The organism is Aureimonas endophytica, from assembly GCF_014642635.1.
Classification (GTDB): Bacteria; Pseudomonadota; Alphaproteobacteria; order Rhizobiales; family Rhizobiaceae; genus Plantimonas; species Plantimonas endophytica.
On record NZ_BMIQ01000006.1, the window covers coordinates 147,365 to 172,313 of the forward strand.

Sequence of the window (24,949 nt, forward strand, 5' to 3'; positions counted from 1 at the left end):
TTGTGGCGCCACCGCCACAAAACTGGAACCATTCCAATCGCTTAAGAAAAGCGCCTCGTTCGGCCCGGTCAGGTATTCGATGCCGGCAGGGCGGCGACGGTGGAGATCGATTCGGCGGGTCCGAGATAGGTGTCGACGAGACGGGTGACCTCGGCGTCGCGCTCGCGTCCCGTTTTTCCGCCGATCACCACGACGATGACGCGCTGGCCGCGCCGCTCGGCGCTGGCGACGAGATTGAAGCCGGAATCGCGGATGAAGCCGGTCTTCATGCCGTCGACGCCCTGCACCGTGCCGAGAAGATGGTTGGTGGAGCGATAGGCCTTGCCCTCATAGGCATAGCCGGTCATCGCGTAGAAGGAGGTGAAGCGCGGATGGCTGGCGCGCAGCGCGCGGGCGAGCGTCGCCATGTCGCGCGCCGTCGAGATCTGGCGCGGGTCCGGCAGGCCGTTCGGATTGACGAAGCTCGTGCGCGTCATGCCGATCTGCCGGGCCTTCGTCATCATCAGATTGGCGAAGCCCTCCTTCGAGCCGCCGAGATTCTCCGCCACCACCATCGCCGCGTCATTGGCCGATTTCGTCGCGATGCCATGGGCGAGATCGGAAACGCGGACGCGGCTGCCCGGCTTCAGGCCGAGCTTCGACGGCGCCTGGGCGGCGGCATTCGGCGAGACCAGCATCGTGTCGTCGAGCGAGATCTTGCCGGAATCCACCGCGTCGAAGAGCAGGAACAGCGTCATCATCTTGGTGAGCGAGGCCGGATAGCGCAGCCCGTCCGGGTTCAGCTCGTAGAGGACGCGCCCGGTCTTGTAGTCCATCACCAGTTCGGCCGGCGCCCGCACCTCGGCATAGCCGAGCGCGATGTCCTGCGAGATCGCCGTCTTCGGCGGCACGGGCGACAGGCCCTGGGCGGTGAGCTGCGCGCTCTGGCAACCGCCGAGCGCCGCGCTGGCGGCGAGCGCCAGAAGGAGGGCGCGGCGGGCGATAACGAGCCGGGCGGCGGAAGCGAGAGACATGGAGCGGATCGTCCGAAAGGCTCGGGGAAAGACGGTCCTCGAGCTTTAACCGCTTGTCCTTAAGAGACATTCACCATGCCGGGAAAGGGCGTGGCGGCAACAGGCCGTTCCTCGCTTGCGCCTCGCCAAGGATTGCAGTCTTCCGCCGCTGCCCGTAGCTGTGCGGCCATGACGACCAACGAGACCCGCGCGGCCGGCGGAACCGGCCTTTACGGCCTGCCTCCGCAGGAACTGATCGACCTGCCCGCCGGGGCGCGGCAGGTCTCGCCGCTGCTGCCGGGCGCGGAGCGCCTGGAGGACCTCGCCGATACGAGCCTCGACGCCGCGATCGCCCTCGTGCCGCCCGGCACGATCGAGCGGCGCCATGTCCTCGCCCATCTCCTCAGGGCGCTGCGGCCGGGCGGCTCGCTGACGGCGCTCGGGCCGAAGGACAAGGGCGGCAACCGCATCGCGGCCGAGCTGGAAGCCTTCGGCTGCGAGGCGGCCTCCGACAGCCGCCGGCATTTCCGCATCCTGGAGACGGTCCGGCCGGCCGAGCTTTCCGGCATCGCGGCGGCGATCGCGGCCGGCGCGCCGCGCCGCGACGCGGCGCTCGGACTCTGGACGCAGGCCGGCATCTTCGCCGCCGACCGCATCGATCCGGGCACGCGGCTCCTCATCGACCATCTGCCGCCGCTCGCCGGGCGCGGCGCCGATCTCGGCTGCGGCCTCGGCCTCCTCGGCCGCGCCGCGCTGGCGCAGCCGAAGGTGACGAGCCTCCTGTCGATCGACATCGACCGCCGCGCCGTCGACGCGGCCGAGCGCAATCTCGAAGATCCCCGCGCCGCGTTTCTCTGGGCGGACCTGCGCCAGGAGATCCCCGGCCTCGCCCCGCTCGACTTCGTCCTGTCGAACCCGCCCTTCCACGATGCGGGCACCGAGGACCGCCATCTCGGCCAGGGCTTCGTCCGCCGCGCCGCCGCGCTGCTGCGCAAGGGCGGCAGCGCCGTCATCGTCGCCAACCGGCACCTGCCCTACGAGGCGGTGCTCGCCGAGAGCTTCGCCCGCGTCGCGCTTCTCGCCGAAGGCGGCGGCTACAAGCTCTTCGAGGCCCGGCGATGAAACTTCCCCAGGTCCGGCTCGACCGTCTCCTCGCCAATCTCGGCTATGGCTCGCGCCGCGAGATCCAGATGCTGGCGCGCCAGGAGCGCATCCTCATCGACGGCGCGCCGGTGGAGAATGCGGAAGCGCGGCTGGCCGTCGCGCCGGATCTTTCGAGCCGCATGGTGGTCGACGGCGAGGCGCTCGATCCGCTGCCTGGCATGGTGCTGATGCTCAACAAGCCGCTCGGCGTCACCTGTTCGCACAAGGAGGCGGGACCGCTCGTCTACGGGTTGCTGCCCCCGCGCTGGCGTCGGCGCGATCCGGCGCTCTCCACCATCGGCCGGCTCGACAAGGAGACCTCGGGCCTCCTGCTCCTCACCGACGACGGCGCCCTCCTCCATCGCGTCATCTCGCCGAAGCATCATGTGCCGAAGCGCTATCGCGCCCGCCTCGCCCGGCCGCTGCGCGGCGACGAGGCGGCGGCCTTCGCCGCCGGCACCCTGATGCTGGAGGGCGAGGACAAGCCGTTGCTGCCGGCCCGGCTCGACATCCTCGGGCCATGCGAGGCGAGCGTCACCGTCACCGAAGGGCGCTATCATCAGGTGCGGCGCATGTTCGCGGCGCTCGGCAACCATGTCGAGGCGCTGCACCGCGAAAGCCTCGGGCTCCTGGAACTGCCGGGCGATCTCGAAGCCGGCGCCCATCGCCTGCTCGGCGCCGAGGATGTCGCGCGCATCTTCGCCGCGCCGCCCCTCGCGCCATGAGCGACGATCTCCCGCTCGACCGCGCTTTCGAGCCGCGTCACGGCGAACCGGTGGCGGTGGCGCCCGGCGTCCTGCGGCTCACCGCCCGCAATGCCGGACCCTTCACCTTCCACGGCACGAACAGCTACCTCCTCGGCCATGACCGGCTTCTCCTCGTCGATCCCGGCCCGGACGAGGACGCGCATCTCGACGCGCTTCTGGCGGCGACGGCCGGGCGGCCGGTCGAGGCGATCCTTCTCACCCATACCCATCGCGATCATACGGCGCTGGTCCAACGAGCAAAGGCGCTGTTCGGCGCCCCGGTCCTCGCCGAAGGGCCGCATCGCCCCTCCCGGCCGCCGCGCGACGGCGAGGCGCTGCGACTCGACGCCGCCGGCGATTCGAGCCTCGTCCCCGACCGGCGCCTCGCCGACGGCGAGACCATCGCGAGCGATCTCGGCGCGATCGAGATCGTCGCGACGCCCGGCCACGCGGCGAACCATCTCGCCTTCGCCCTGCCGGGCGGCGTGCTCCTGTCGGGCGATCACGTCATGGCCTGGTCCACCAGCATCGTCGCGCCGCCGGACGGGGCGATGGCCGACTACATGGCCTCGCTCGACAAGCTGCTGGCGCGCAGCGACGATCTCTATCTGCCGGGCCATGGCGGCCCCGTTCGCCGGCCGGCCCGCTTCGTGCGGGCGATGAAGACCCATCGGTCGATGCGCGAGGCGGCGATCCTCGCGGCGCTGCGCGCCGGCGACGGCGAGGCGGCGGCGATCGTCGCCCGCGTCTATCGCGGGCTCGATCCGCGCCTCGCCGACGCGGCGGCGCTGTCCGTCCTGGCGCATCTCGAAGACCTGGTCGCGCGCGGCCTCGTCATCAGCGACGGCCCGCCCGCGCTCGCCGCCCGGTTCCGCCCGAGCTGAGCGCTAGCGCGCGGCCGGCGTCACCGTACCGATCATGGCGGTGTCGACCCGAGCCAGAAAGGTCTCGATGAACCGGCGGTTCTGGCCGAAATCGCGCCCGCCGAAGCGCGAGACCGAGCGCAGATCGAGATAGGCCTGATCCTCGTCCTCGGTGATGCGGATCTCGACATCGCTCGGCAGCCGCAGCACCGGCCCCTCGGCGACCGCCGCGACGCGATATTCGCCGGATTCGGGCTGGTCCAGCGGGTCCGGCGCCTCCGCCGTCTCGTCCTCGTCCGGCGCGATGCGGGGCGTCGGCACCGGGATCTGGCCGAAGCGCGGCGCGGGCGCGGCGGGCGTCGCCGCCTCCGGCTCGTCGGGAACGGGCTTCGGATCGGCGGTCTTCACCTCGGCGACGGTCCAGCCGACATCGCCGAGCACGGTGCGGACGGCTTGATAGACCTGCGAGGCGCGCACCGGAAAGGTGCGCCCCTCGATCACCGCCTCGGGCGGCACGGCGACGACGGCGCCCTCGGCCTCGGCGAGCCCGACGGTCTCGGCCATGTTGGTCGGCGGGCTGCCCAGCGCCAGCGCGCCGGCCAGCGCGAAGGGCGTGGCGACGAGGAGCCCGACGAACAAAGCCGCGAGCGCCGCCTGCCCGCCCGCATGGCCCCGCCGCCAGACGCGCCAGAGACCGGCGCCGGCAAGGGCCAAAGCGAGGGCGACGAAGGCGGCGACCAGGGCGGCCAAGATGCGCAGCGTGGAGAAATCGATGCCGCCGCGCCGGAAGATCACGACGGCGACGACGAGGAGGAGGCCGGAAAAGCAGGCAAGGCGCCGCGCGAAACGGGCAAGGCGCAGGTGCTTGCGCAGATAGTGGCCGGCCATCGCTTTCCCGCCCGATCGCAGAATTCCGAAGCGCTGCCATAGCCGAATTCCGTGCCGCGCCAAAGCGCTGTGCCGAGCCCCTCCCTGGAGGGCGCCTTGATGAGGCCCCAATCCGCCGGCCAATTCCCCGGCTGGTCGTCCCGTTCCGGCGGGCCGACCAGCCAAAGAGACGGGGGATCGAACCCATGCTGAACGACATCGCCGCCGGCGCGCCGGCGCCGCTGGAAGGCTTCGAGGCGGTCGAACTGGAACTCGCGCTCGACCTGCAGGAGCCGAGCCACGGCAATTTCGAGAACTGCGTGCGCAGCGCCGCCGAGATGGTGGGCGGCGAGATGCTGTTCGACATGCCAGCGGACGGCTCGCTGGAGGACGCCTCGCGCATCGCGGCCTTCCGCGTGCCGGGCCCGGCCAACGACCCGCGCATCGTCTTCGCCATTCTCGACGAGGCCGAGGAGCAGATCCGCATCGCCGGGCGCGAGGAGATCGGCGAGCGCTTCTACGGCTTCGCGCAGTCCTTCGTCGGCGTTCTGGAGCGCATCCGCGACAGTCTGGCCGGCACCGGCGAGGCCGGCCGGCCGCAGACGCTCTCGTCCTAGCGGCTATTCCCCCGCGCTCGGCAGGCGGGAGCGGGTCTTGAGGCCCGGCCCCTTCAAGGCGCGCGCCAGGCGAATCGTCGCCTGGGCGGCGGCGATGCGGGCGACCGGCACGCGGAAGGGCGAGCAGGACACGTAGTCGAGGCCGGTCTGCTCGAAGAAGGCGATCGAGGCCGGATCGCCGCCCTGCTCGCCGCAGACGCCGAGCACGATCTCGGGCCGGGTCCGCCGCGCCTTCTCGACGCCGAGCGCGATGAGCTCGCCGACCCCCTCGACATCCACCGACTGGAACGGATCGCGGGCGATGATGCCCTTGCGCTCGTAGGTCGGCAGGAAATTCGCCGCGTCGTCGCGCGAGATGCCGAAGACGGTCTGCGTCAGGTCGTTGGTGCCGAAGGAGAAGAAGTCGGCGCCTTCGGCGATCGCGTCGGCCCGGACGATGGCGCGCGGCAGTTCGATCATCGTGCCGACGCGATAGTCGATGGACCGCCCGCGCTCGGCCATCACCAGCTCGGCCACCTCGTCCACCAGGGCCTTCACATAGTCGAGCTCGGCCTTGAGGCCGACCAGCGGCACCATGATCTCCGGCACCACCGTCGCGCCGGAGCGCTCGCCGGCCTCGATCGCCGCCTCGAAGATCGCGCGCGCCTGCACTTCCACGATCTCGGGATGCGAGATCGCCAGCCGGCAGCCGCGATGGCCGAGCATCGGGTTGAACTCCTCCAGCTTGGCGATGCGCTCGGTGAGGACGCGCGGCTCGATGCCGAACTTCGCCGCGACGTCGGCGATCTCCGCCTCGCCCTTCGGCAGGAACTCGTGGAGGGGCGGGTCGAGCAGGCGGATCGTCACCGGCAGGCCGGCCATGATCTCGAAGAGCTCGACGAAATCGGAGCGCTGGAAGGGCAGAAGCTCGGCCAGGGCGGCGCGCCGCCCTTCCTCGTCCGGCGCGAGGATCATGCGGCGCATGACCGGCACCCGGTCGCCGAGGAAGAACATATGCTCGGTGCGGCAGAGGCCGATGCCCTCGGCGCCGAAGGAGCGCGCGGCGCGCGCCTCGGCCGGCGTGTCGGCATTGGTGCGCACGCCCATGCGCCGCGCCCGGTCGGCATAGTCCATGAGAAGCGCCAGTTCGCCGGCGAGGCTCGGATGTTCGAGCTCGGCGCCGCCCCGGATCACCTCGCCCGACGAGCCGTCGATGGTGATGGTATCGCCGACGCGCAGCACCAGGTTGCCGGCCTTCAGAAGGCCCGCCGCCGGATCGAGCCGCAGCGCCCCCGCGCCGGTGACGCAGGGCTTGCCGATGCCGCGCGCGACGACCGCCGCATGGCTCGTCGTGCCGCCGCGAATGGTGAGCACCCCTTCCGCGACATGCATGCCGTGGATGTCCTCGGGATGGGTCTCGTTGCGCACGAGAATGACGCGCCGCCCTTCCGCGACGCGACGCTGGGCGTCGTGCGGGGTGAAGACGATCTCGCCGCTCGCCGCGCCCGGCGAGGCCGGACGGCCGCGGCCGATCACCTCCAGGCTGTCGCGATGGACGATGGCGGGATGGAGAAGCTGGTCGAGCGAGGCGGGATCGACGCGCAGGATCGCCTCGTCCTCGTCGAGAATGCCGTCCTTCACCAGACCCGTCGCGATGCGCACGGCCTCGGCCGGGCTGCGCTTGGCGATGCGCGACTGGAGAAGGAAGAGCTCGCTGTCGCCGACCATGAAGTCGACTTCCACGGCGTCGCCGACATGCGCTTCGAGCCGCGCGACATGGGCGGCGAGCGTTTCGATTTCGGCCGGAAAGACGATCGAGGCGCGCCCGTCCAGAAAGGCGGCGAGGTCGTGGACCGGCCCGATCTCGCCGAAGCGCATGTCCGCCGCCGCCCGGCCGCCGAGCGCGAACTCGCCGGTGAGCCGCGCCCGGCCGGTCGCGAAATCGCGCGAGCGCGCCCGGCCGGTGCCGGAATTCTGGTCGCGCTCGTTGAAGATCATGGCATGGACCGTGACCGAGAGGCCGGTATTTTCCGGGATCGCGTGGAGGGCGCGGAAGGAGCGCGCGATCGGCGCGCGCCAGGAGGCGAAGCTCGCCTCGACGACGCGCATCAGCTGCTCGATCGGCGTCTGCGGCAGGACGGTGCCCGCCGTCGCCTCGATGAAGGCGTGGTAGCGGGCGATGAGCGCGCGCCATTCGGCCGGACCGCCGGGCTCGGCGCCGCTCCAGCGGCTGGCGCGCTTTTCCGCATCCGCCATGTCCTCGAAATCGGCCGCGTCGATGCCGAAGACGAGGCCGGCGAAGGATTCGATGAAGCGGCGATAGGAGCGGAAGGCGAAGCCGGTATCGCCGAGCTCGGCCGCCAGCGTCTCGACCGTGCGGTCGTTCAGGCCGACATCGAGCACCGTTTCCGCGAGGCCCGGAATGGGGGTACGGGCGCTGGTGCGCACGGCGAGGAGCAGCGGCCGCTCGGTTCCATCGAAGATGCGGCCGGTGACGCCTTCGAGCCAAGCGACCGCCGCGCCGATCTCGACGCGCAGGCCCGGCGGCAGCTCGCCCGTCAGCGCCGCCTCGCGCGAGGCGGCGGAGGCGACGGTGAAGCCCGGCGGCACCGGCAGGTCGAGCGCGGCGAGCAGCGCCAGATTCGCGCCCTTGGAGCCGAGCGCCTCCAGCGCGTCGGCCGGCCGCTCCGCCGCTCCCTGCCGGAATGTATGGACCCGCTTCGCCATCGCGCCGAGCGTCACCCTTCCTGGTCGATCGTCCACCCTTCGCCGACAGGACTACGGAATTTCGCGCCGCCCGCCAATTGCTGCGGCGCAAAATTTCCGGTTCCGCGGCTCAGGAGGCGGCGTCGAGAACGGCGGCGAATTCCGCCGCCGGCATCGCGCCCTCGTAGCGCTTGCCGTTGATGAAGAAGGTCGGCGTCGCCTGGACGCCGAATTGCGTCTCGCCGCGCTGCTGCGTCGCGACGACCTTGGCCTGGAGATCCTTGTCGGTCAGGCAGGCCTTGAAGCTGTCCTCGGTGAAGCCGGCGAGCTTGGCGATGTCGAGCAGCGCCTGGGAGGCGTTCTGCGCCCGCGCCCAGGTCTCCTGCTGCTCGAAGAGCACCTCGACCATCGCGTTGCGCCGGCCGTCCGGCGCGCAGCGCGCCAGCATGAAGGCGGCGACGGCGCGCGGATCGAAGGGGAACTCGCGCAGGATCAGCTTGGCCTTGCCGGTGTCGATATAGTCCTTCTTGATCTGCGGCAGGGTGTTCACCGCGAAGTCGGCGCAATGGCCGCAGGTCATCGAGGCATATTCGACGATGGTGATCGGCGCGTTGGCCTCGCCCATCACGATGTCGGGCAGCGGGCCGGGCTCCATCAGCTTGGCGACATCGACATTGCCCTTGGCGGCCGGCGCCTTGGCGGCCGCGCCGGGCAGCTGTGTCGCGCTCTCCTGGGCGGCGGCCGGCGCGACGGCGGCGCCGAGGACCGCGCCCCCGAGGCCGAGACAGAGCGCCAGAGCGAGAGCGGGGCGCGACGGGCGGAGACGGGACATGGCGGATCGGCCTTCCGGGAGGGCTTCGGATTTCCGCTCTGATTAGGAACTGATTGCGGCGCTGCCAAGTCGTATCGCGACCCGGCGCGTCAAGTTTTCGGGGGCAGCCGGGCCAGCATGCTCGCGGCATAGTCGGCGAGCGCCTGGCGCAGCTTCGGGTCCTCGATCCGCTCCACCAGCGTCTCGATCCGCCGCGCCTCGCTCTCGCCGAGGGCGCGCAGCTTCGGCTTGGCGTCGCGCGGCGGCGCGGCGACCGCCTTCTGCACGATTCGCAGCCGGTCCACCGCATGATGGCCGAGAAAGGCGTTGACGCGCTGCACGATCTCGTCCGCCTCGTGCTGGAGGCGCAGCGCCGAGGCGCCCTCGCAGGCGACGACGAGCGTCGCGGGGCGGAAGGCGTCGTTCGAGCCGGCACCGGGCGGCCAGACCAGCTTTTCCGGCCGCGTCACGCCTTCGAGCCTTTGGCCGACGATCTCGGGCCAGGCGCCGATCAGGCCGATCGTCATGCCGGCCTTCTTGCGCAGGACCGGGTCGAGCAGCGCCTGCGCCGTCTCGCCGACCGGTGCCGGCGGCCTCGGCCGGCGGTTCACCGCGCCCGGCCCGGCCCGGGCGCCGGCACGGAGGCGGCGATGAGCGCCACGGCGAAGGCCCAGACCGCGTCGAGAATGTCGTGGAAGAACATGATGTTCGACAGGCCGGGCACGAGAAAGGCGAGGACGAGTACCAGGGCGGCGGCAAGGCGCCGCGTGCCGCCGACCAGCCGCCGCGCCCGGAACGCCGTCCAGAGCGGCGCGAGAATGACGAGAACGAGAGCCGCGATGCCGACGAGACCGGCGCCGATGCCAACGGTCAGGAAGATATTGTGGAGATGGCTGAAGGAGAAGCCGGCGAAGGCATCGGAATCGAGATAGGGCTCGATCGCCGCCCAATGGGCCTCGCGCCCGTAGCCGAACCAGGGACGGGCCCGGAACGCCTCCATCGCCGCCTCGTACATGGCGCGGCGCAGGTTGAGCGAGGTCGCGGTGTCGACATTGGCGCCGATCAGCGACAGGTCGGACAGCATGGCCTCGATCCGCAGGCGCACCACGGGCGCGACGGCCACCGCCAGCGCGACGAGAACGACGAGGGCGAGCCCCGCCACGGCGGCGCGCAGCGTCGGCGAGCCGCGCCGCCAGAGTTCCGCAAGGCTGCGCCGCCGGGCGAACAGCGCGACGAGAAGGATCGCCGGCAGAGCCGGCCAGGCGCCGCGCATGCCGGACAGAAGCACGGCGAGACAGGCGCCGAGACAGCCGCAGGCGGCGAAGAGGGCCTGGCCGCGCCGTGGCCGGTCGGGCAGCGACAGAAGCGACCAGCCGGCGGCGAGAAGCGCGCAGATCGAGAGCGGCCCCGGATTGCCGGCGAGGCCGGCGACCCGGTCGGCCCGAAGCAGATAGTCGACGAGGCAGATCGGGATCAGCAGGATGCCGCCCGCCGCCGCGCCGAGAAAGGCCGGCGGCAAGCTGTCGCGGAAGCTCGAACAGCGAAGGCGCGGAACGAGCAGGACCGGCAGGGCCAGAAGCGCGAGCTTGCCGAGCTCGTAGCCGGCGAGGCCGAGCGAGAAGCCCGTCGCGAGGCCCTGATGGTAGATGTCGGACGAGGCCATGACCGCGACGAAGAGCAGCATGGAAAGGACGATCGGCAGATCGGACCGCTCCAGGCGAAAGGCGAAACGCCGCAGGAGCATGGAGATCAGCGCCCAGGCGGCGAGCACGGCCGCGACCACGGAGGCGGCCGAGCCGCCGCAGGCGGCGAGCAGGAAGAAGGTGAAGTTCGACAGGCGGTTGCGCCGGCCGAGCCCGTAGCGGCCGGGCTCCAGGAGCAGCCGGCGGAGCTGGGCGGCGCGGCCGCGCGGCGCGGCGATCGGCGCCTTGGCGAGAAGGTCGAGGCCGCTGCGCGGCGGCGCGGCGCCCGGTCTCGTCATGCCACGCTCCGGGCTTCGGCCGCCCTTGCCATCCTCGGCCGCATGGGTTTTCTCGACTGTCTCGGCATGAAGCATTCGATCCGGCGCCACCGCCTGCCGGACGGAGGCGCTTCCTCCCCTGCCGATGCGACGGCGAGACATGCAAGTCAAGTTCGAGAACGACCCGACGCCGTCAGCGGCCACCGTCACCCGGCCGCTTCTCGACTGGTACGACCGGCATGCGCGCGACCTGCCCTGGCGCGTCTCGCCCGCCGACCGGCGGCGCGGCGTTTTGCCCGACCCCTATCGCGTCTGGCTGTCGGAAGTGATGCTGCAACAGACGACGGTCGCGGCGGTGAAATCCTATTTCGCGGCCTTTCTCGCCCGCTGGCCGAGCGTCGAGGCGCTGGCCGCCGCGCCGAGCGAGGCGGTGATGGGCGCCTGGGCGGGGCTCGGCTACTATGCGCGGGCGCGCAATCTCCATGCCTGCGCCAAGGCCGTCGCGGCGGAGCATGGCGGCGTCTTCCCGAACAGCGCGGCGGGTCTGAAGCGCCTGCCCGGCATCGGCGACTATACGAGCGCCGCCATCGCCGCCATCGCCTTCGACGAGCCCGTCGCGGTGGTGGACGGCAATATCGAGCGCGTCGTCTCGCGGCTCTTCGCCATCGAGACGCCCCTGCCCCAGTCGCGCCCGCTCATCCGCCATCATGTCGACGCTCTGACCCCGGCGGACCGGCCGGGTGACTTCGCGCAAGCGATGATGGATCTCGGCGCGACGATCTGCACGCCGCGCCGGCCGGCCTGCATCGTCTGCCCGGCGCAGCCCGTCTGCACCGGGCGGCGGGCCGGCATCGCCGAACGGCTGCCCGCCAAGCTGCCGAAGCGCGCCAAGCCGCAACGGCGCGGCGCGGCCTTCGTCGCGGTGCGCCCCGCCGACGGCGCGGTCTGGCTGCGGCGCCGGCCGGCGGCCGGCATGCTGGGCGGCATGGCCGAGCCGCCGAGCAGTGCCTGGAGCGCCAAGGCGGACGGCGCGCTCGGGCCGGCCGCCGCCCCCTTTCCCGGCGACTGGCGGCGGGTGGGCAGCGTCGCGCACGGCTTCACCCATTTCGACCTGGAGCTCGACGTCTGGCGGACGGAGACGGCCGCGACGCCGGCGGCCGAGGGCTGGTGGTCGGCGCCGGACCAGCTCGGCACGGTAGCGCTGCCGACGCTGATGCGCAAGGCCGTGACGCTCGCCTTGAAGGATAGGAAGGCCTCGACATGATCGACCACGTCGTCTTCGACATCGGCCGGGTGCTGATCCATTGGGACCCGGAGATTCCCTATCGCCGCCATATTCCCGACGATGCGGCGCGGGCGCGCTTTCTCGCCGAGATCTGCTCGCCGGACTGGAATCTGGAACAGGATCGCGGCCGCTCCTGGCGCGAGGCGGAGGACGCGCTGATCGCGCGTCACCCGGACAAGGCGGACCTCGTCCGCGCCTTCCGCCGCGACTGGCGGCAGATGGTGCCCCATGCCTACGAGGCGAGCGTCGCGATCTTCCGCGACCTGATCGCCCGGGGCATCGACGTGACGCTGCTCACCAATTTCGCCGCCGACACCTTCATCGAAGCGTCGGAGCTCTATCCGTTCTTCGCCGAAGCGCGCGGCGTCACGGTCTCCGGCCGGGCGCGGCTGGTGAAGCCCGACCGCGCCATCTTCGATCTCCACGCGGCGAGCTTCGGCCTTCGCCCGGACCGCACGCTCTTCATCGACGACAGCGAGGCGAATGTCGCGGGCGCCCGCGTCGCCGGCTGGCAGGCGGTGCGGTTCACCGATGCCGCCCGGCTCGCCGAGGACCTGGCGCGCCACGGCCTCGCCGTCTCGCAGCCGAAGGGCTGAGAGGCCTCAGCCGCCGGCGCGGGCCAGTTCCTCGCGCACCCGCCGGCGCAGCTCGTCGATCAGCGTCAGCGCCCCGCCGGAGCGCAGGTGCCAGAAGGTCCAGCCGTTGCAGGCCTCGAGCCCCTGCACCTTCGCGCCGAGCCGGTGTATGGAGGCCACCTCCCCGCCGACGGCGACCGTGCCGTCCGCCCGCACCTCGGCCGTCCAGCGGCCGCGCGCGTCGGTCAGCTCGGCGCCCGGCTGCACCAGACCGGCCTCGACCAGGCTGGCGAAGGGCACGCGCGGCTCGCTGCGCTTCGACGGCGCGGCGGCGAGCGTGCCGGCCGCGAGCGGCTCGACGGCGGCGATGCGCGCCTCGGCCGCCTCGATATAGGCGGCCTCGCGCTCGATGCCGACGAAATGCCGGCCGAGGCGCTTCGCCACCGCCCCCGTCGTGCCGGTGCCGAAGAACGGGTCGAGCACCACGTCGCCCGGCTTGGTCGAGGACAGGATGACGCGGGCGAGGAGCGCTTCCGGCTTCTGCGTCGGATGGGCCTTGTTGCCCTCCTCGTCCTTCAGCCGCTCGGCGCCCGAGCAGATCGGGAAGAGCCAGTCGGAGCGCATCTGAAGGTCGTCATTCGCCGCCTTCATCGACTCGTAATTGAACGTGTAGCCCTTGGCCTCCTTGTCGCGCGAGGCCCAGATCAGCGTCTCATGCGCGTTCTGGAAGCGCCGGCCCCGGAAGTTCGGCATCGGATTGGCCTTGCGCCAGACGACGTCGTTGAGGATCCAGAAGCCGAGATCCTGCATCACCGCGCCGACGCGGAAGATGTTGTGATAGGAGCCGATGACCCAGAGCGTGCCGTTCGGCTTCAGGACGCGCCGCGCCGCGAGCAGCCAGGCCCGGGTGAAGGCGTCATAGGCCGCGAAGCTCTCGAACTGATCCCAATGATCGTCCACCGCGTCGACCCGCGACTGGTCCGGCCGGTGCAGTTCGCCGCCGAGCTGGAGATTGTAAGGCGGGTCGGCGAAGATCGCGTCGACGGACCCCGCCGGCAGCGCCTCCATGCGCGAAACGCAGTCGCCCCGAATGATCGTGTCGAGCCAGGGAGCGGGCGCCGTCGCGCCGGCCTCGCGGAGCTTGGAAACGGGGCGAAGACGGGAATTGGCCATGAAGCGACACCGAAACGCGAGAACGAAGCAGTGCGATCATGGTTACCGAACGGGGTAAACAATCGATAAAACCGGACGGGTCTCCGTCGCCGGGCGGCGATTTCCTGTCGACCCGCCGCGCCGCATCCTGTAGGCGGCTCGGGTCCCGCCGCGGGCATTCGCTCCGCGCGGGTCCGTCACGGCCCCGGCACGGGGCTTGCCAGAAAATCGCAAGGCGAAGCCCGCATGTCCTCCCTTTCCCTCGTCATGTTCGATTGCGACGGCGTCCTGATCGATTCGGAGATCCTGGCCGCGCGGGTCGAGGCGGAGATGCTGCGCGACTACGGCTGCGAGCTTTCGCCGGAAGAGCTGGCGCATCGCTTCGCCGGCCTGACCTGGGCGCGCATCATGGAGCTTCTGACCGCCGAGACCGGCATCACCTTCCCCGACGACCTGAAGGACCGGGTCGGCGCCGAATTCGACCGGCGCGCCCCGAAGGAGCTCGTCGCGATCGAGGGCGTGAACGAGATGCTGGACGCGCTCGAACTGCCGCGCTGCATCTGCTCGAACTCGTCCTCGGCGCAGCTGAAGTTCATGCTGTCGCATGTCGGCCTCTGGGACCGCTTCCGGCCCTATGTCTATCCGTCCCGCGAGGTGGGCGAAGGCCATCCCAAGCCCGCGCCGGACGTCTATCTCCATGGCTGCGCCGAGTTCGGCGTGAGGCCGCGCCAGGCGATCGTCCTGGAGGATTCGGTCCATGGCGTCGCGGCGGCGGTGGCGGCCGGCTGCCGCGTGGTCGGCTTCACCGGCGCGTCCCATTCCTATCCGGGCCATGGCGAGGCGCTGAGCGACGCGGGCGCCGAAACGGTGATCGCGCGGCTGAGGGATTTCCCGGCCGTGGTGGAGGCCTTTTCGAGCTGGTCGGGCGACTGACGGCGCCGCCGGCCTCGCGCCGGGCCCCTCCCGCGGCGGGAAAGGCCCGGCGACAGGTCACTTCCGCCGGGACTTCGGCTTGCCGGCCTCGTCCGGCGCTTCGTCGAAGCCGACGAAGACCGAGTAGTTCTTGGCGCTGGGTTCCGGCACGCGCACCATCTCGTCGACATAGGCGAAGCGGCCCGTCGCGCCCTGCGCATAGGTGACGCTCTCGTTGCCCTTGTTCGTGTAGAGGACGTCCGGGCCGCGGGTCACGGCGACGCGGATCGGCAGCACCGCCGTTCCCCCCTGCCCGTTCGGCCCGGTGACGACCCGGCCGGCGACGCCCACCTTCATGCGCAGCTCGCCGTCGACGACATGGCATTCGCGCGTCGTCTGGGTGATCGAGGCGATATATTGCATCGCCTCGCCCTGGCCCTTGCGCAGGATCGAGGTGCCCTCGCGCAGCGTGATCCGCGGGCAATATTCGGGCACGACGCCCTCGGCATCGGCGCTCACCGGCCGGCGCGGCGCGTCGCCGAGATCGGCGGCCCTTTGCGTCGGTCCGCAGGCGGACAGAAGGAACGGCGCGGCCAGAAGCGCGGCGAGGCGGCGACGGACGAGGGGCATCGTGCGTGGTTCTTCCCATATCGTGGCGCCGCGTTCTATAACAGTCCGCCGGGCCGGAGGCGACGGGTGCCGGCAAGGTCCCCGGAGGGCGGGAACCAGCGCGCGGCCGAACGCGGAGTGAACAGCGACGTGAGATATGTGAGTTCGCGGGGCGAGGCGCCGGTCCTCGGTTTTGCCGACGTTCTGCTTGCGGGACTCGCCTCGGATGGCGGCCTGTACGTTCCGGCCGAATGGCCACGCTTCTCGCCGGACGAGATCCGCGCCCTCCGCGACCGCCCCTATGCGGAAGCCGCGCTCGCCGTGTTCCGCCCCTTCGTCGGCGACGAGATCGCGCCGGCCGTTCTCGAGCGGATGGTCGCCGACGCCTATGCCACCTTCCCGCATCCGGCCGTCGCGCCGCTCGTGCAGATCGGGCCGAAGGACTTCGTCCTCGAACTCTTCCACGGGCCGACGCTCGCCTTCAAGGACGTCGCGATGCAGATGCTCGCGCGCCTCATGGACCATGTGCTGAAGGAGCGCGGCCAGCGCGCGACGATCGTCGGCGCCACGTCCGGCGACACGGGCGGCGCGGCGATCGCCGCCTTCGCCGGCTCCGAGCGCACCGACATGTTCATCCTCTTCCCGAAGGGCCGCGTCTCGCCCGTCCAGCAGAAGCAGATGACGACGCATGGCGCGGCCAATGTCCACGCGGTCGCCATCGACGGCAATTTCGACGATTGCCAGGCGATGGTGAAGGCGATGTTCAACGATCAGCGCTTCCGGGCCGAGACGGCGCTGTCCGGCGTCAACTCGATCAACTGGGCGCGGATCATGGCCCAGATCACCTATTACTTCACCGCCGCGCTCAGCCTCGGCGCGCCGGACCGCGCCGTGTCCTTCACCGTGCCGACCGGCAATTTCGGCGATATCTTCGCCGGCTATGCCGCCAAGCGCATGGGCCTGCCGATCGAGCGGCTCGTCATCGCGACGAACAGCAACGACATCCTCGCCCGCGCCATGGCCTCCGGCCGCTACGAGACGGCGGGCGTCACCGCCACGGCCTCCCCGTCCATGGATATCGAGGTCTCCTCCAATTTCGAGCGCCTGCTCTTCGAGGCGGGCGGCCGGGACGCGGCGGATATCCGCCGCCTGATGGCGAATCTCTCCCAGAGCGGCGCCTTCACCCTTCCCGAGGCGACGCTGGCCGCGATCCGGGCCGAGTTCGAGGCCGGCCGCACCGACGAGACCGAAACGGCGACGACGATCCGCGAGGTCCTTGCCAGGACCGGCTATCTCCTCGATCCGCACACGGCGGTCGGCGTCCATGTCGCGTCGGGCCGGACGGGGGCGGAGCCGATGGTCACGCTCGGCACCGCGCATCCCGCGAAGTTCCCGGCGGCGGTGGCCGCCGCCTGCGGCACCTCGCCCAGCCTGCCGCCGAGCCATGCCGGCCTGATGGAGCGCGCCGAGAATTTCGACGAGCTGCCGAACGATCTCGCAACGCTTCAGCGCTATATCGTCGCCCGAAGCCGGGCGATCGCGAAAGGCCGAGCCGCATGAGCGTCGAGATTTCCAAGCTGTCGAACGGCCTCACCATCGCCACCGAGGTGATGCCGGAGCTGGAAAGCGCCGCGCTCGGCATCTGGGTCAAGGCCGGGGCGCGGGACGAGGCGGAGGGCGAGCACGGCATCGCCCATCTTCTGGAACACATGGCCTTCAAGGGCACGTCGCGCCGCAACGCCCGCCAGATCGCCGAGGAGATCGAGGATGTCGGCGGCGAGCTGAACGCCGCGACCAGCGTCGAGACGACCTCCTACTATGCCCGCGTCCTCAAGGAGGACGTGCCGCTGGCGCTCGACATCCTCACCGACATCCTGGTCGATTCCAAGTTCGACGAGGCGGAGCTGGAGCGCGAGCAGCAGGTCATCCTCCAGGAGATCGGCGCCGCCGAGGACACGCCCGACGACATCGTCTTCGACCATTTCCAGGAAACCGCCTTCCGCGACCAGATCATCGGCCGGCCGATCCTCGGCACGCGCCAGACGGTGAAGTCCTTCACGCCGGACCGGCTGCGCGCCTATCTCGCGCGCCATTACACGCCCGAGCGGATCGTCGTCTCGGCGGCGGGCGCCGTCGATCACGACGCCGTGGTGAAGCAGATCGAGGCCGCCTTCGGCACGGCGGTTCCGGCCGTTGAGGGCGAGCCGCGACGCCCGGCCGCCACCTATACCGGCGGCGAGTTCCGCGAGACGCGCGATCTCATGGACGCGCAGATGGTGCTCGGCTTCGAGGGCCGGCCCTACTACGCCCGCGACTTCTATTCCTCGCAGATCCTGTCGCTGATCCTCGGCGGCGGCATGTCCTCGCGCCTCTTCCAGGAGATCCGTGAGAAGCGGGGCCTCTGCTACGCGATCTATTCCTTCCATTGGAGCTTCTCCGACAGCGGCATCTTCGGCGTCCATGCCGCGACCGGCGAGGAGGAGCTCGCCGAACTCGCGCCGGTGATCGCGGCCGAGCTGGCGCGGGCCGGCGAGGGCATCACGGCGCAGGAAGTCGCGCGGGCGCGGGCGCAGATGCGCTCCAGCCTGATGATGAGCCAGGAAAGCCCGGCCTCGCGCGCCGGCCAGATCGCCCGGCAGCTGATGTTCAACGGCGCGATCATCACCAATGCCGAGCTGCTCGACCGCCTCGCGGCGATCGATGCCGACCGGCTGGCCCAGCTCGCCGCCGCCACCTTCCGCGGCAAGGCGCCGACGCTCGCCGCGATCGGCCCGGTCAGCCGGCTGCCGAGCGTCGAGGAGATCGGCGCGGGTCTCGGCGATCCGTCCGCCGGCCCCGGCGCCGCGTCGATCCGCCGCGCGGCGCATCACTGAGGCGCCTGCGGATGGATCGGACACGCCCTGCCGCCGGCTCGCCGGCCGCCGTTCCGCTGCGCTGAGTGGCGGGGCGATGGGCCTGTTCGACGTCTTCCTGTCTCCCGTCGGGCCGGTGCTGCATGGCGAGCGGCTGGTGCTGCGCCTGCCGCAGATGCGCGACTACGACAGCTGGCGCGTCGTCCGCGAGGCGAGCCGCGGCTTCCTGAAGCCCTGGGAACCGCTCTGGTCGCCGGACGAGCTGACGCGGCGGGCCTATCGCCAGCGCATCACCCGCTACCACCAGGAAGCCCAGGATCGCAGCGCCTTCACCTTCTTCCTGCTGTCGCGGGCGGACGAGGCCGTGCTCGGCGGCGTCACTGTCGGCCAGGTCCGGCGGGGGGTCGCGCAATCCTGCACGCTCGGCTATTGGATGGGCGAGGCCCATGCCGGGCAAGGGCTGATGCACGCGGCCGTCGAGCTCCTGAAACCCTTCGTCTTCGACATCGAGGGGCTGCACCGGATCGAGGCGGCCTGCCTGCCGACGAATGCGCGATCGATTCGCCTTCTGGAAAGAGCCGGCTTTCGCCGGGAGGGTTACCTGAAGCAATATCTGAAGATCGCCGGCGTCTGGGAAGACCACTACCTCTACGCCCTCCTGGCGGACGACTGGACGCGCGGCCTGGACGGGGAAGCCGCTTCGGCGCGCGAGCCCAATCCGCCGATCGTGCTGCGCTCCTTCGATCCGGTCGGCCCGTGATGAGCCGTCTCGCCCGGCTCGTCCTCCTCGTCCTCCTCTGGACGGTCTCGGCCCTTCCCGCCTTCGCGCTGGAAGCGGTCGGCATCGCGCGCGACGACGTGGCGATCGACCTGAAACCGGCGGTGGAGATCTATCGCGGGCGCGGCGCCAGTTTCCAGGTCTCGACCGCGCCCGGCGCCGACGGCATCGTGCGCCGCATCGAGATCGAGGCGAACTCGCCGAATTCCTCCGGCGACTGGGCCGTCTTCGCCATCGCCAACAATACCGACGTGCAGATCGACCGGCTGGTCGTCGCGCCGAACTTCCGCCTCGCCGGCTCCGGCGTCATCTGGCCCGATCTCGGTAGCCAGCGCATCGCCTCGATCACCCCGTCCGAGGGCTTCGCGCTGGAGCGCCAGCCGAGTTCGGAGGCCGACGTCTTCCTCGTCACCCTCAATCCTGGCTCCACCGTCACCTTCGTCGCCGAGATGGCCTCGCACGACCTGCCGGAAATCCGGCTCTGGGAGCCGAACGCCTACAAGGACACGATCAACGCCTACACGCTCTATCGCGGCATCGTGCTCGGCATCGCCGGCCTGCTCGCGGTGTTCCTCACCATCCTCTTCGTGGTGAAGGGCTCGGCGATGTTCCCGGCGACGGCGGCGCTCGCCTGGGCGGTGCTCGCCTATATCTGCATCGACTTCGACTTCTGGCAGAAGCTCGTGCCGATCATGCCGGGCGAGGAGCGGGTCTGGCGCGCCGGCACCGAGGTCGCCCTCGCCTTCAGCCTCGTCGTCTTCCTGTCCGCCTATCTGCATCTCAACCGCTGGCACGGGCTCTTCTCGGCCTTCACGCTGCTCTGGCTGGCGGGGCTCGGCGCGCTCGGCGTCGCGGCGGGCTTCGATCCGCCGGTGGCGGCGGGCGTCGCGCGCATCTCGCTCGCGGCGACCGGCATCGTCGGCCTCTGCCTCATCCTCTATCTCGCCGCGATCGGCTTCGACCGGGCGATCATGCTGATCCCGACCTGGCTCCTGATCCTCGTCTGGACCTTCGCCGGCTGGATGACGGTGACGGGCCGGCTGAGCAACGACGTGATCCAGCCGGCGCTCGGCGGCGGCCTCGTGCTCATCGTGCTCCTCATCGGCTTCACCGTGATGCAGCACGCCTTCGCGGGCTCGGGCTTTTCCGGCGGCGCCATTTCCGATCTCGAACGCCGCGCGCTGGCGCTCGCCGGCACCGGCGACGCGATCTTCGACTGGGACGTGACGCGCGACCGCGTCTTCGCCGGCGGCCAGAGCGACGGCATGGAAATCCTGCCCTTCGGCGAGCTGACGGGGCCGGCGCGCGACTGGCTGCCGGTGCTCCACCCCGACGATCGCGACCGCTTCAAGCTGACGCTCGACACGATCCTCGAACATCGGCGCGGCCGCATCGCGCAGGACTTCCGCGTGAAGGGCCGCGAGGGCCATTACCACTGGGTGCAGCTGCGCGCCCGGCCGGTGCTCGGCTCGGATGGCGAAGTGGTGCGCTGCGTCGGCACGATCAAGGACGTCACCGACGAGAAGAAGGCCGAGGAGCGGCTGCTGCACGACGCGCTGCACGACCAGCTCACCGGCCTGCCCAATCGCGAATTGTTCATCGATCGCCTGGACGCGATCGGGGCGCTCGCCGCCGCGCGCCAGGACGTGCGCCCCAGTCTGATGGTGATCGATCTCGACCGCTTCCGGCAGGTGAACGACGATCTCGGCATCGCGACCGGCGACACCATCCTCCTCACCATCGGACGGCGCCTGCGCCGCATCCTGAAGCCGCAGGACACGCTGGCGCGCCTGTCCGGCGACCAGTTCGGCCTGATCCTCGTCTCCGAAAACCAGGTCGAGGCGATCGTCGCCTTCGCCGACAAGCTGCGCGAGGCGATCAAGGCGCCGATCGCCTTCGGCGAGAAGGAGATCGTCCTCACCGGCTCGATCGGCATCACCGGCTGGGCCGAGGTGACGACGCCGGACGAGGCGCTGAAGGAAGCCGAGCTCGCCATGTATCAGGCGAAGCGGCTCGGCGGCGACCGCATCGAGCCCTTCCGTCCGGCGCTGCGCGCCAGTGGCTCAGGCCGGCTGGAGCTCGAATCGGATCTGCGCCGCGCCTTCGGCCGCAACGAGCTGTTTCTCGCCTTCCAGCCGATCGTGCGCCTCGCCGACAACAAGATCGCCGGCTTCGAGGCGCTCCTGCGCTGGAACCATCCGAAGCGCGGCCTGATCTCGCCGGCCGAATTCGTGCCGGTGGCGGAAAGCTCGGGGCTGATCGTCGAGCTCGGCCAGTTCGCCCTCGAAGAGGCGGCCATGCGCCTGTCGGACTGGCACAAGCTGACCAATAGCGAGCGCCTGACGGTCTCGGTCAACGTGTCGAGCCGCCAGCTCATCCGCCAGGATCTCGTCAACGACGTGCGCACCGTGCTCGACCGCTATTCGCTGCCGCCGCGCTCGCTGAAGCTCGAGATCACCGAATCCATGGTGATGGACAATCCCGAACGCTCGGCCCATCTTCTCGCGCGGCTGCGCGAGATGGATATCGGCCTGTCGCTCGACGATTTCGGCACCGGCTATTCCTCACTCGCCTATCTGACGCGCTTCCCCTTCGACACGCTGAAGATCGACCAGACCTTCCTGCGCGGCGAGAACCGGCCGCAGCGGCCGATCATCGTCCAGTCGATCGTCACCATGGCGCGCGAACTGGATCTCGCGGTGATCGCGGAAGGCGTCGAGACGCCGGAGGATGCCGCCAAGCTCCTGGCGCTCGGCTGCGAATACGGACAGAGCTATCTGTTCTCGCCGCCGCTCAGCCACGAGGACGTGCGGCGGCGCCTTACCGAACGTTCCGGCCCGCGCCGCCGGGTGAGCTGAGCCCCGGCGGCCGGCGCCGAGGCGACGTCAGGCGTGCCCGGCCTCGCTGGTGAGGAAGGCCGGATCGATGCCGAGCAGGCCGAGCGCCCGGGTATATTTCTCGTCGAGATTGCGGTCGAAGAGCAGCCAGTTCGGCGCCTTGCAGGTGAGCCAGCCATTGGCGGCGATCTCCTGTTCCAGCTGCCCGGCGCTCCAGCCGGCATAGCCGAGCGCCATCAGCGCCGAATCCGGCCCGGCGCCCTGCGAGATCGCCTTCAGGATGTCGAGCGTCGGGGTCAGCGACACGCCGCCGGCGATCGCCACCGTCGATTCGGAAATGTAGTCGCCGCTATGCAGCACGAAGCCGCGGCCGCGCTCGACCGGGCCGCCCATGCAGACGGACACGTCGCGGGCGTTGCGGGGCAGGCGGATCGCATCCTCCTCCTTCACGATGTCGAGCTGCGCCAGGAGATTGGCGAAGGAGATCGGCTGGGCCTTGTTGACGATGAAGCCCATCGCCCCGTTCGCCGAATGGGCGCAGAGATAGACGACCGAGCGGGCGAAGCGCTCGTCCGCCATGCCCGGCATCGCGATGAGGAAATGGCCTTCGAGCGAGCCGGACTCGTCGGCCGCGTCGGAAGCGAGCGCCGAACGCGCGCCATCCATCACCGACTCGCCATCCTCGGCGTCGTGGGAGGAGAAAAACCGCCCGCGCCTGTCGCCGTCCTCGTCCGTCTTGGCCATCTTGTCCACCGCGCGTCCAGAAACCCTCGGGATGCGAATTCGCATTGCATCATTGGAGGGCGCGGACCGCAAGCGATCAAGTGCGCCCGGCGGCAAGTCTCAACTTTTTGAGCGGCGGACCGTGCTTGCGTGACCACGAAACGCGGCCGCGCGGCTGGACAAGACGCGCTCCGGTCCGGCAAATCGCAGGCGATGCTTCGCTCGCTCCCCGCCCTCGCCTTCGCCGCGCTCGCCCTCGCCACCGCGCCGGCCGTCGCCGGTGCCGTCTTCGCCACGGAAGGCCTGTCGCTGCGCCTCGTCGCGGCTCCGCCGGCGGCGGACGGCCACCGGCGGGCGGTGCTTCTCGTCGATCTCCAGCCCGGCTGGAAGACCTATTGGCTGGATCCCGGCGATGCCGGCATTCCGCCGAAGCTCGAACCCGGCGGGGGCGATGCCGCCGGCACGGTCGCGGCGCGCTTTCCGGCGCCCCGTCGCTTCGACGAAGGCGGGTTGCAGTCGATCGGCTATTTAGCCCCCTTCGCCGTCGCGCTCGACATCGCGGCACCGTCCGGCGGCGAGGCACCGGCCCTCAAGGTGACGCTCGGCCTTTGCCGCGACATCTGCGTGCCCGTCGCTGCCGAGCTTAAGGCCGAGCCGCCGGATGCCGCGGGCCCGGCCCGCATCGACGCCGCCTTTGCCGCCCTTCCCCGGCCGAGTTCGCCCGAGCGGGGCATCGCGGCGCTGCGCCTCCTGCCGGACGGCTCGGCGCTCGAAGTCGCGGTCGCGCCGGCGGATCTGGCCACAGGCGCCGATCTCTTCGCGGCCGCGAAGGGCTGGTCCTTCGGTCCGCCGCGCGAGGCGTCCCGATCGGACGGAGGGGCGCGCTTCATTCTGCCGGTTCTCACCAAGCCGCGCCATGCCGGAACGCCCGTGCCGGTCGAGGCGATCCTTGCCGCCCCCCGCGAAAATTGGCGCGCCGAAACGGTTCTTGCCCTGCCGCCCGGCTGACTCCGGGGCGCGGGGCGCCTATCTTGCCGCAGCGCGGATGGCGCGACGACAGGGGCTTTCCATGACGATATCGATCGGCGACCGCATTCCGAGCGCCACGCTCAAGACGCCGAGCCCGGACGGGCCGCGCAACATCTCGACGGACGAGATCTTCTCGGGCCGCAAGGTGGTGCTGTTCGGCGTGCCGGGCGCCTTCACCCCCACCTGCAGCATGAACCACCTGCCGGGCTTCCTCGATCAGAACGAGGCGATCCGGGCCAAGGGCGTCGGCGAGATCGCGGTTCTCGCGGTGAACGACCATCACGTGATGGCCGCCTGGGAAAAGGCGACCGGCGGCCAGGGCAAGATCCTCTATCTCGCCGACGGCAACGGCGACTTCGTCAAGGCGCTCGGCCTCGATGTCGATCTTTCCGTCGCCGGCCTCGGCACGCGCTCGAAGCGCTTCGCCGCCATCGTCGAGGACGGCGTCCTGACGCTGCTCAATGTCGAGGAGGCGCCCGGCCAGCCGACCGGCAGTTCGGCCGAGGCCATTCTCGCGGCTCTGTGATCGGGCGCGGCGCCGGTCACCGCTTTCGCAACGCTTTTCGTGCTATTCGCTAGCCGGCAAGAGAAACAGGGCGCGGCGACGGCTTTCGATGATCAGTTGGACGGACGACTCCGTTCCCGACAGCGCACCGAAGCAAGGCTCGCCCCTTCGGCGGCTCCGCGCCGCCCTGGGCGGGCGCCTGGCGGGCCTCGCGCCCGTCATGGGCATGGTGCGCGCGACCCTGGCCATCGCGCTCGTTGTCTGCGTCCTCGTCGCGGTCGCGATCTACAACCGCACGGAAGGCGAGATCGCCGCCTCCGTCCGGGCGCCGAGCTTCGCGCCGACGCCCCCGCCCCGGCCGGAACCGGTGCGCCTCGCCCCCGAGGATGCGGCACCGGGTTCCGCCGCAACCGGACCCGCCGCGAGCCCCCTCCTCTCCCTCGATCCGCTGCTGCCCGGCGGCCAGGCCTTTCGCGCCATCCGGCAGCCGAAGCCCGGCGATTTCTGCCGCGACCTCGCCGGCTTCGGCTTCGGCAAGGCGCGCTGGGCCGAAAGCCCGGTCTTTCCCGGCGAATGGGAATGCGCCTCGCCGCTGGTCGTCGAGGGGCGGGACGCCGGTCTCGCCTTTCTCGTCATCCGTGGACGCGACAAGGCGACGCTCGGTAGCCTGATGGTGAAGCTCAATCCCCGGACGCCCGAGGAGAAGGCCCAACTGGCGAGCCTCGCCGATGCCGTCCAGTCCGGCTTCGCGGCGGCGAGCGGACTTATCCTACCGGCGGAGGCCGGCGGCGTGCTCGGCGGCTGGGCGCCGGTGGAGATGGCCGGGATCGGCGGCCGCCTGAAGCTCGTCGCCGAGCATGGCCGGCCGGACAGCCGGGTGCTGAGCCTCGCCGTCCAGCCGCTTCTGACGCGGCCGCGCACCGCCTGCGCCATCGACTGCTATCGGGAGACGAGAGTGCTGGCCGGTCTCGTCGATCCCCGCAAGGTGAAGAGCGTCGGCCGCTGAGC

At 70.8% G+C, this 24,949-nt stretch carries 23 protein-coding genes; 14 read left to right on the forward strand and 9 right to left on the reverse strand.

The features are described from left to right. Positions 1–68 precede the first annotated feature (68 nt). Positions 69–1,013, reverse strand: coding sequence for a D-alanyl-D-alanine carboxypeptidase family protein (locus tag IEY14_RS18270; RefSeq protein WP_188911061.1), 945 nt, complete (start codon positions 1,011–1,013; stop codon positions 69–71). A 168-nt stretch (positions 1,014–1,181) separates the two neighbouring features. Here IEY14_RS18270 and IEY14_RS18275 point away from each other — a divergent pair, with 168 nt between their 5' ends. From IEY14_RS18275 to IEY14_RS18285, 3 genes are read left to right on the forward strand one after another with little or no spacing between them, the layout of a single operon-like run. Next, positions 1,182–2,114, forward strand: coding sequence for a class I SAM-dependent methyltransferase (locus IEY14_RS18275; RefSeq protein ID WP_188911063.1), 933 nt, complete (start codon positions 1,182–1,184; stop codon positions 2,112–2,114). Then, positions 2,111–2,860, forward strand: coding sequence for a pseudouridine synthase (locus IEY14_RS18280; protein ID WP_188911065.1), 750 nt, complete (start codon positions 2,111–2,113; stop codon positions 2,858–2,860). The genes IEY14_RS18275 and IEY14_RS18280 overlap by 4 nt, the downstream gene beginning before the upstream one ends. Then, positions 2,857–3,765: an MBL fold metallo-hydrolase gene (locus IEY14_RS18285; protein ID WP_188911066.1), complete on the forward strand. Its 909-nt coding sequence runs from the start codon at positions 2,857–2,859 to the stop codon at positions 3,763–3,765. The genes IEY14_RS18280 and IEY14_RS18285 overlap by 4 nt, the downstream gene beginning before the upstream one ends. A 3-nt stretch (positions 3,766–3,768) precedes the next feature. On the opposite strand, the gene IEY14_RS18290 is transcribed toward IEY14_RS18285, so the two are convergent. After that, complete coding sequence (locus tag IEY14_RS18290) at positions 3,769–4,632, reverse strand: DUF1499 domain-containing protein (RefSeq protein ID WP_188911068.1); 864 nt, start codon at positions 4,630–4,632, stop codon at positions 3,769–3,771. A gap of 185 nt (positions 4,633–4,817) precedes the next feature. On the opposite strand from IEY14_RS18290, the gene IEY14_RS18295 reads away from it, so the two are divergent. Then, entirely contained in the window at positions 4,818–5,228 is a 411-nt protein-coding gene (locus IEY14_RS18295; RefSeq protein ID WP_188911070.1) for a hypothetical protein, read from the forward strand. A gap of 3 nt (positions 5,229–5,231) precedes the next feature. Here the strand turns inward: IEY14_RS18295 and ppdK are convergent, their stop codons facing one another. The 4 genes from ppdK to IEY14_RS18315 form a co-directional block, all read right to left on the reverse strand. Then, positions 5,232–7,934 (reverse strand): pyruvate, phosphate dikinase, encoded by a 2,703-nt coding sequence (gene ppdK / locus IEY14_RS18300; RefSeq protein ID WP_188911072.1) that lies wholly within the window; start codon positions 7,932–7,934, stop codon positions 5,232–5,234. A 109-nt stretch (positions 7,935–8,043) separates the two neighbouring features. Further along, a complete protein-coding gene (locus tag IEY14_RS18305; RefSeq protein ID WP_188911073.1) occupies positions 8,044–8,745 on the reverse strand; it encodes a DsbA family protein in 702 nt (233 codons plus the stop codon). Positions 8,746–8,834: 89 nt separating this feature from the next. Further along, the gene (locus IEY14_RS18310; protein ID WP_188911075.1) at positions 8,835–9,335 is read right to left on the reverse strand and encodes a DUF721 domain-containing protein; all 501 of its coding nucleotides are present in this window, start codon (positions 9,333–9,335) and stop codon (positions 8,835–8,837) included. Further along, entirely contained in the window at positions 9,332–10,705 is a 1,374-nt protein-coding gene (locus IEY14_RS18315) for an O-antigen ligase family protein (RefSeq protein WP_188911077.1), read from the reverse strand. The genes IEY14_RS18310 and IEY14_RS18315 overlap by 4 nt, the downstream gene beginning before the upstream one ends. Positions 10,706–10,844: 139 nt before the next feature. Between IEY14_RS18315 and mutY the strand changes: the two genes are divergently transcribed. Next, the gene (gene mutY / locus IEY14_RS18320; protein ID WP_188911079.1) at positions 10,845–11,948 is read left to right on the forward strand and encodes an A/G-specific adenine glycosylase; all 1,104 of its coding nucleotides are present in this window, start codon (positions 10,845–10,847) and stop codon (positions 11,946–11,948) included. Further along, positions 11,945–12,565, forward strand: a complete 621-nt coding sequence (locus IEY14_RS18325; RefSeq protein ID WP_188911081.1) for an HAD family hydrolase — start codon at positions 11,945–11,947, stop codon at positions 12,563–12,565. Before mutY ends, IEY14_RS18325 begins: the two co-directional genes overlap by 4 nt. Positions 12,566–12,571: 6 nt before the next feature. Here IEY14_RS18325 and IEY14_RS18330 read toward each other — a convergent pair whose 3' ends face one another. Continuing rightward, positions 12,572–13,717, reverse strand: coding sequence for a site-specific DNA-methyltransferase (locus IEY14_RS18330; protein WP_188911083.1), 1,146 nt, complete (start codon positions 13,715–13,717; stop codon positions 12,572–12,574). 225 nt (positions 13,718–13,942) lie between these two features. Here IEY14_RS18330 and IEY14_RS18335 point away from each other — a divergent pair, with 225 nt between their 5' ends. Beyond that, positions 13,943–14,629 carry an HAD family hydrolase gene (locus tag IEY14_RS18335; RefSeq protein ID WP_188911085.1) on the forward strand — a complete coding sequence of 229 codons (687 nt, stop codon included), beginning with the start codon at positions 13,943–13,945 and terminating at the stop codon, positions 14,627–14,629. A 57-nt stretch (positions 14,630–14,686) separates the two neighbouring features. Here IEY14_RS18335 and IEY14_RS18340 read toward each other — a convergent pair whose 3' ends face one another. Then, on the reverse strand, positions 14,687–15,238 hold the full coding sequence (locus tag IEY14_RS18340; RefSeq protein ID WP_188911087.1) for a hypothetical protein: 552 nt from the start codon (positions 15,236–15,238) through the stop codon (positions 14,687–14,689). Between the two features lie 129 nt (positions 15,239–15,367). Here IEY14_RS18340 and thrC point away from each other — a divergent pair, with 129 nt between their 5' ends. The 4 genes from thrC (at position 15,368) to IEY14_RS18360 (ending at position 21,705) form a co-directional block, all read left to right on the forward strand. Further along, positions 15,368–16,777 carry a threonine synthase gene (gene thrC / locus IEY14_RS18345; RefSeq protein WP_188911089.1) on the forward strand — a complete coding sequence of 470 codons (1,410 nt, stop codon included), beginning with the start codon at positions 15,368–15,370 and terminating at the stop codon, positions 16,775–16,777. Continuing rightward, positions 16,774–18,090 (forward strand): M16 family metallopeptidase, encoded by a 1,317-nt coding sequence (locus IEY14_RS18350; RefSeq protein ID WP_188911091.1) that lies wholly within the window; start codon positions 16,774–16,776, stop codon positions 18,088–18,090. The genes thrC and IEY14_RS18350 overlap by 4 nt, the downstream gene beginning before the upstream one ends. Positions 18,091–18,166: 76 nt before the next feature. Further along, on the forward strand, positions 18,167–18,829 hold the full coding sequence (locus tag IEY14_RS18355) for a GNAT family N-acetyltransferase (RefSeq protein ID WP_188911093.1): 663 nt from the start codon (positions 18,167–18,169) through the stop codon (positions 18,827–18,829). Then, positions 18,829–21,705 (forward strand): EAL domain-containing protein, encoded by a 2,877-nt coding sequence (locus IEY14_RS18360; protein ID WP_188911095.1) that lies wholly within the window; start codon positions 18,829–18,831, stop codon positions 21,703–21,705. Before IEY14_RS18355 ends, IEY14_RS18360 begins: the two co-directional genes overlap by 1 nt. A gap of 27 nt (positions 21,706–21,732) precedes the next feature. Here IEY14_RS18360 and IEY14_RS18365 read toward each other — a convergent pair whose 3' ends face one another. Continuing rightward, positions 21,733–22,350: a YqgE/AlgH family protein gene (locus IEY14_RS18365; RefSeq protein WP_188911428.1), complete on the reverse strand. Its 618-nt coding sequence runs from the start codon at positions 22,348–22,350 to the stop codon at positions 21,733–21,735. Positions 22,351–22,620: 270 nt separating this feature from the next. On the opposite strand from IEY14_RS18365, the gene IEY14_RS18370 reads away from it, so the two are divergent. The 3 genes from IEY14_RS18370 (at position 22,621) to IEY14_RS18380 (ending at position 24,947) form a co-directional block, all read left to right on the forward strand. Continuing rightward, positions 22,621–23,415, forward strand: coding sequence for a protein-disulfide reductase DsbD domain-containing protein (locus IEY14_RS18370; protein ID WP_188911097.1), 795 nt, complete (start codon positions 22,621–22,623; stop codon positions 23,413–23,415). A 61-nt stretch (positions 23,416–23,476) separates the two neighbouring features. Then, positions 23,477–23,962: a peroxiredoxin gene (locus IEY14_RS18375; protein WP_188911099.1), complete on the forward strand. Its 486-nt coding sequence runs from the start codon at positions 23,477–23,479 to the stop codon at positions 23,960–23,962. A gap of 88 nt (positions 23,963–24,050) precedes the next feature. Continuing rightward, the gene (locus tag IEY14_RS18380; protein WP_188911101.1) at positions 24,051–24,947 is read left to right on the forward strand and encodes a DUF6030 family protein; all 897 of its coding nucleotides are present in this window, start codon (positions 24,051–24,053) and stop codon (positions 24,945–24,947) included. Positions 24,948–24,949 lie beyond the last annotated feature (2 nt).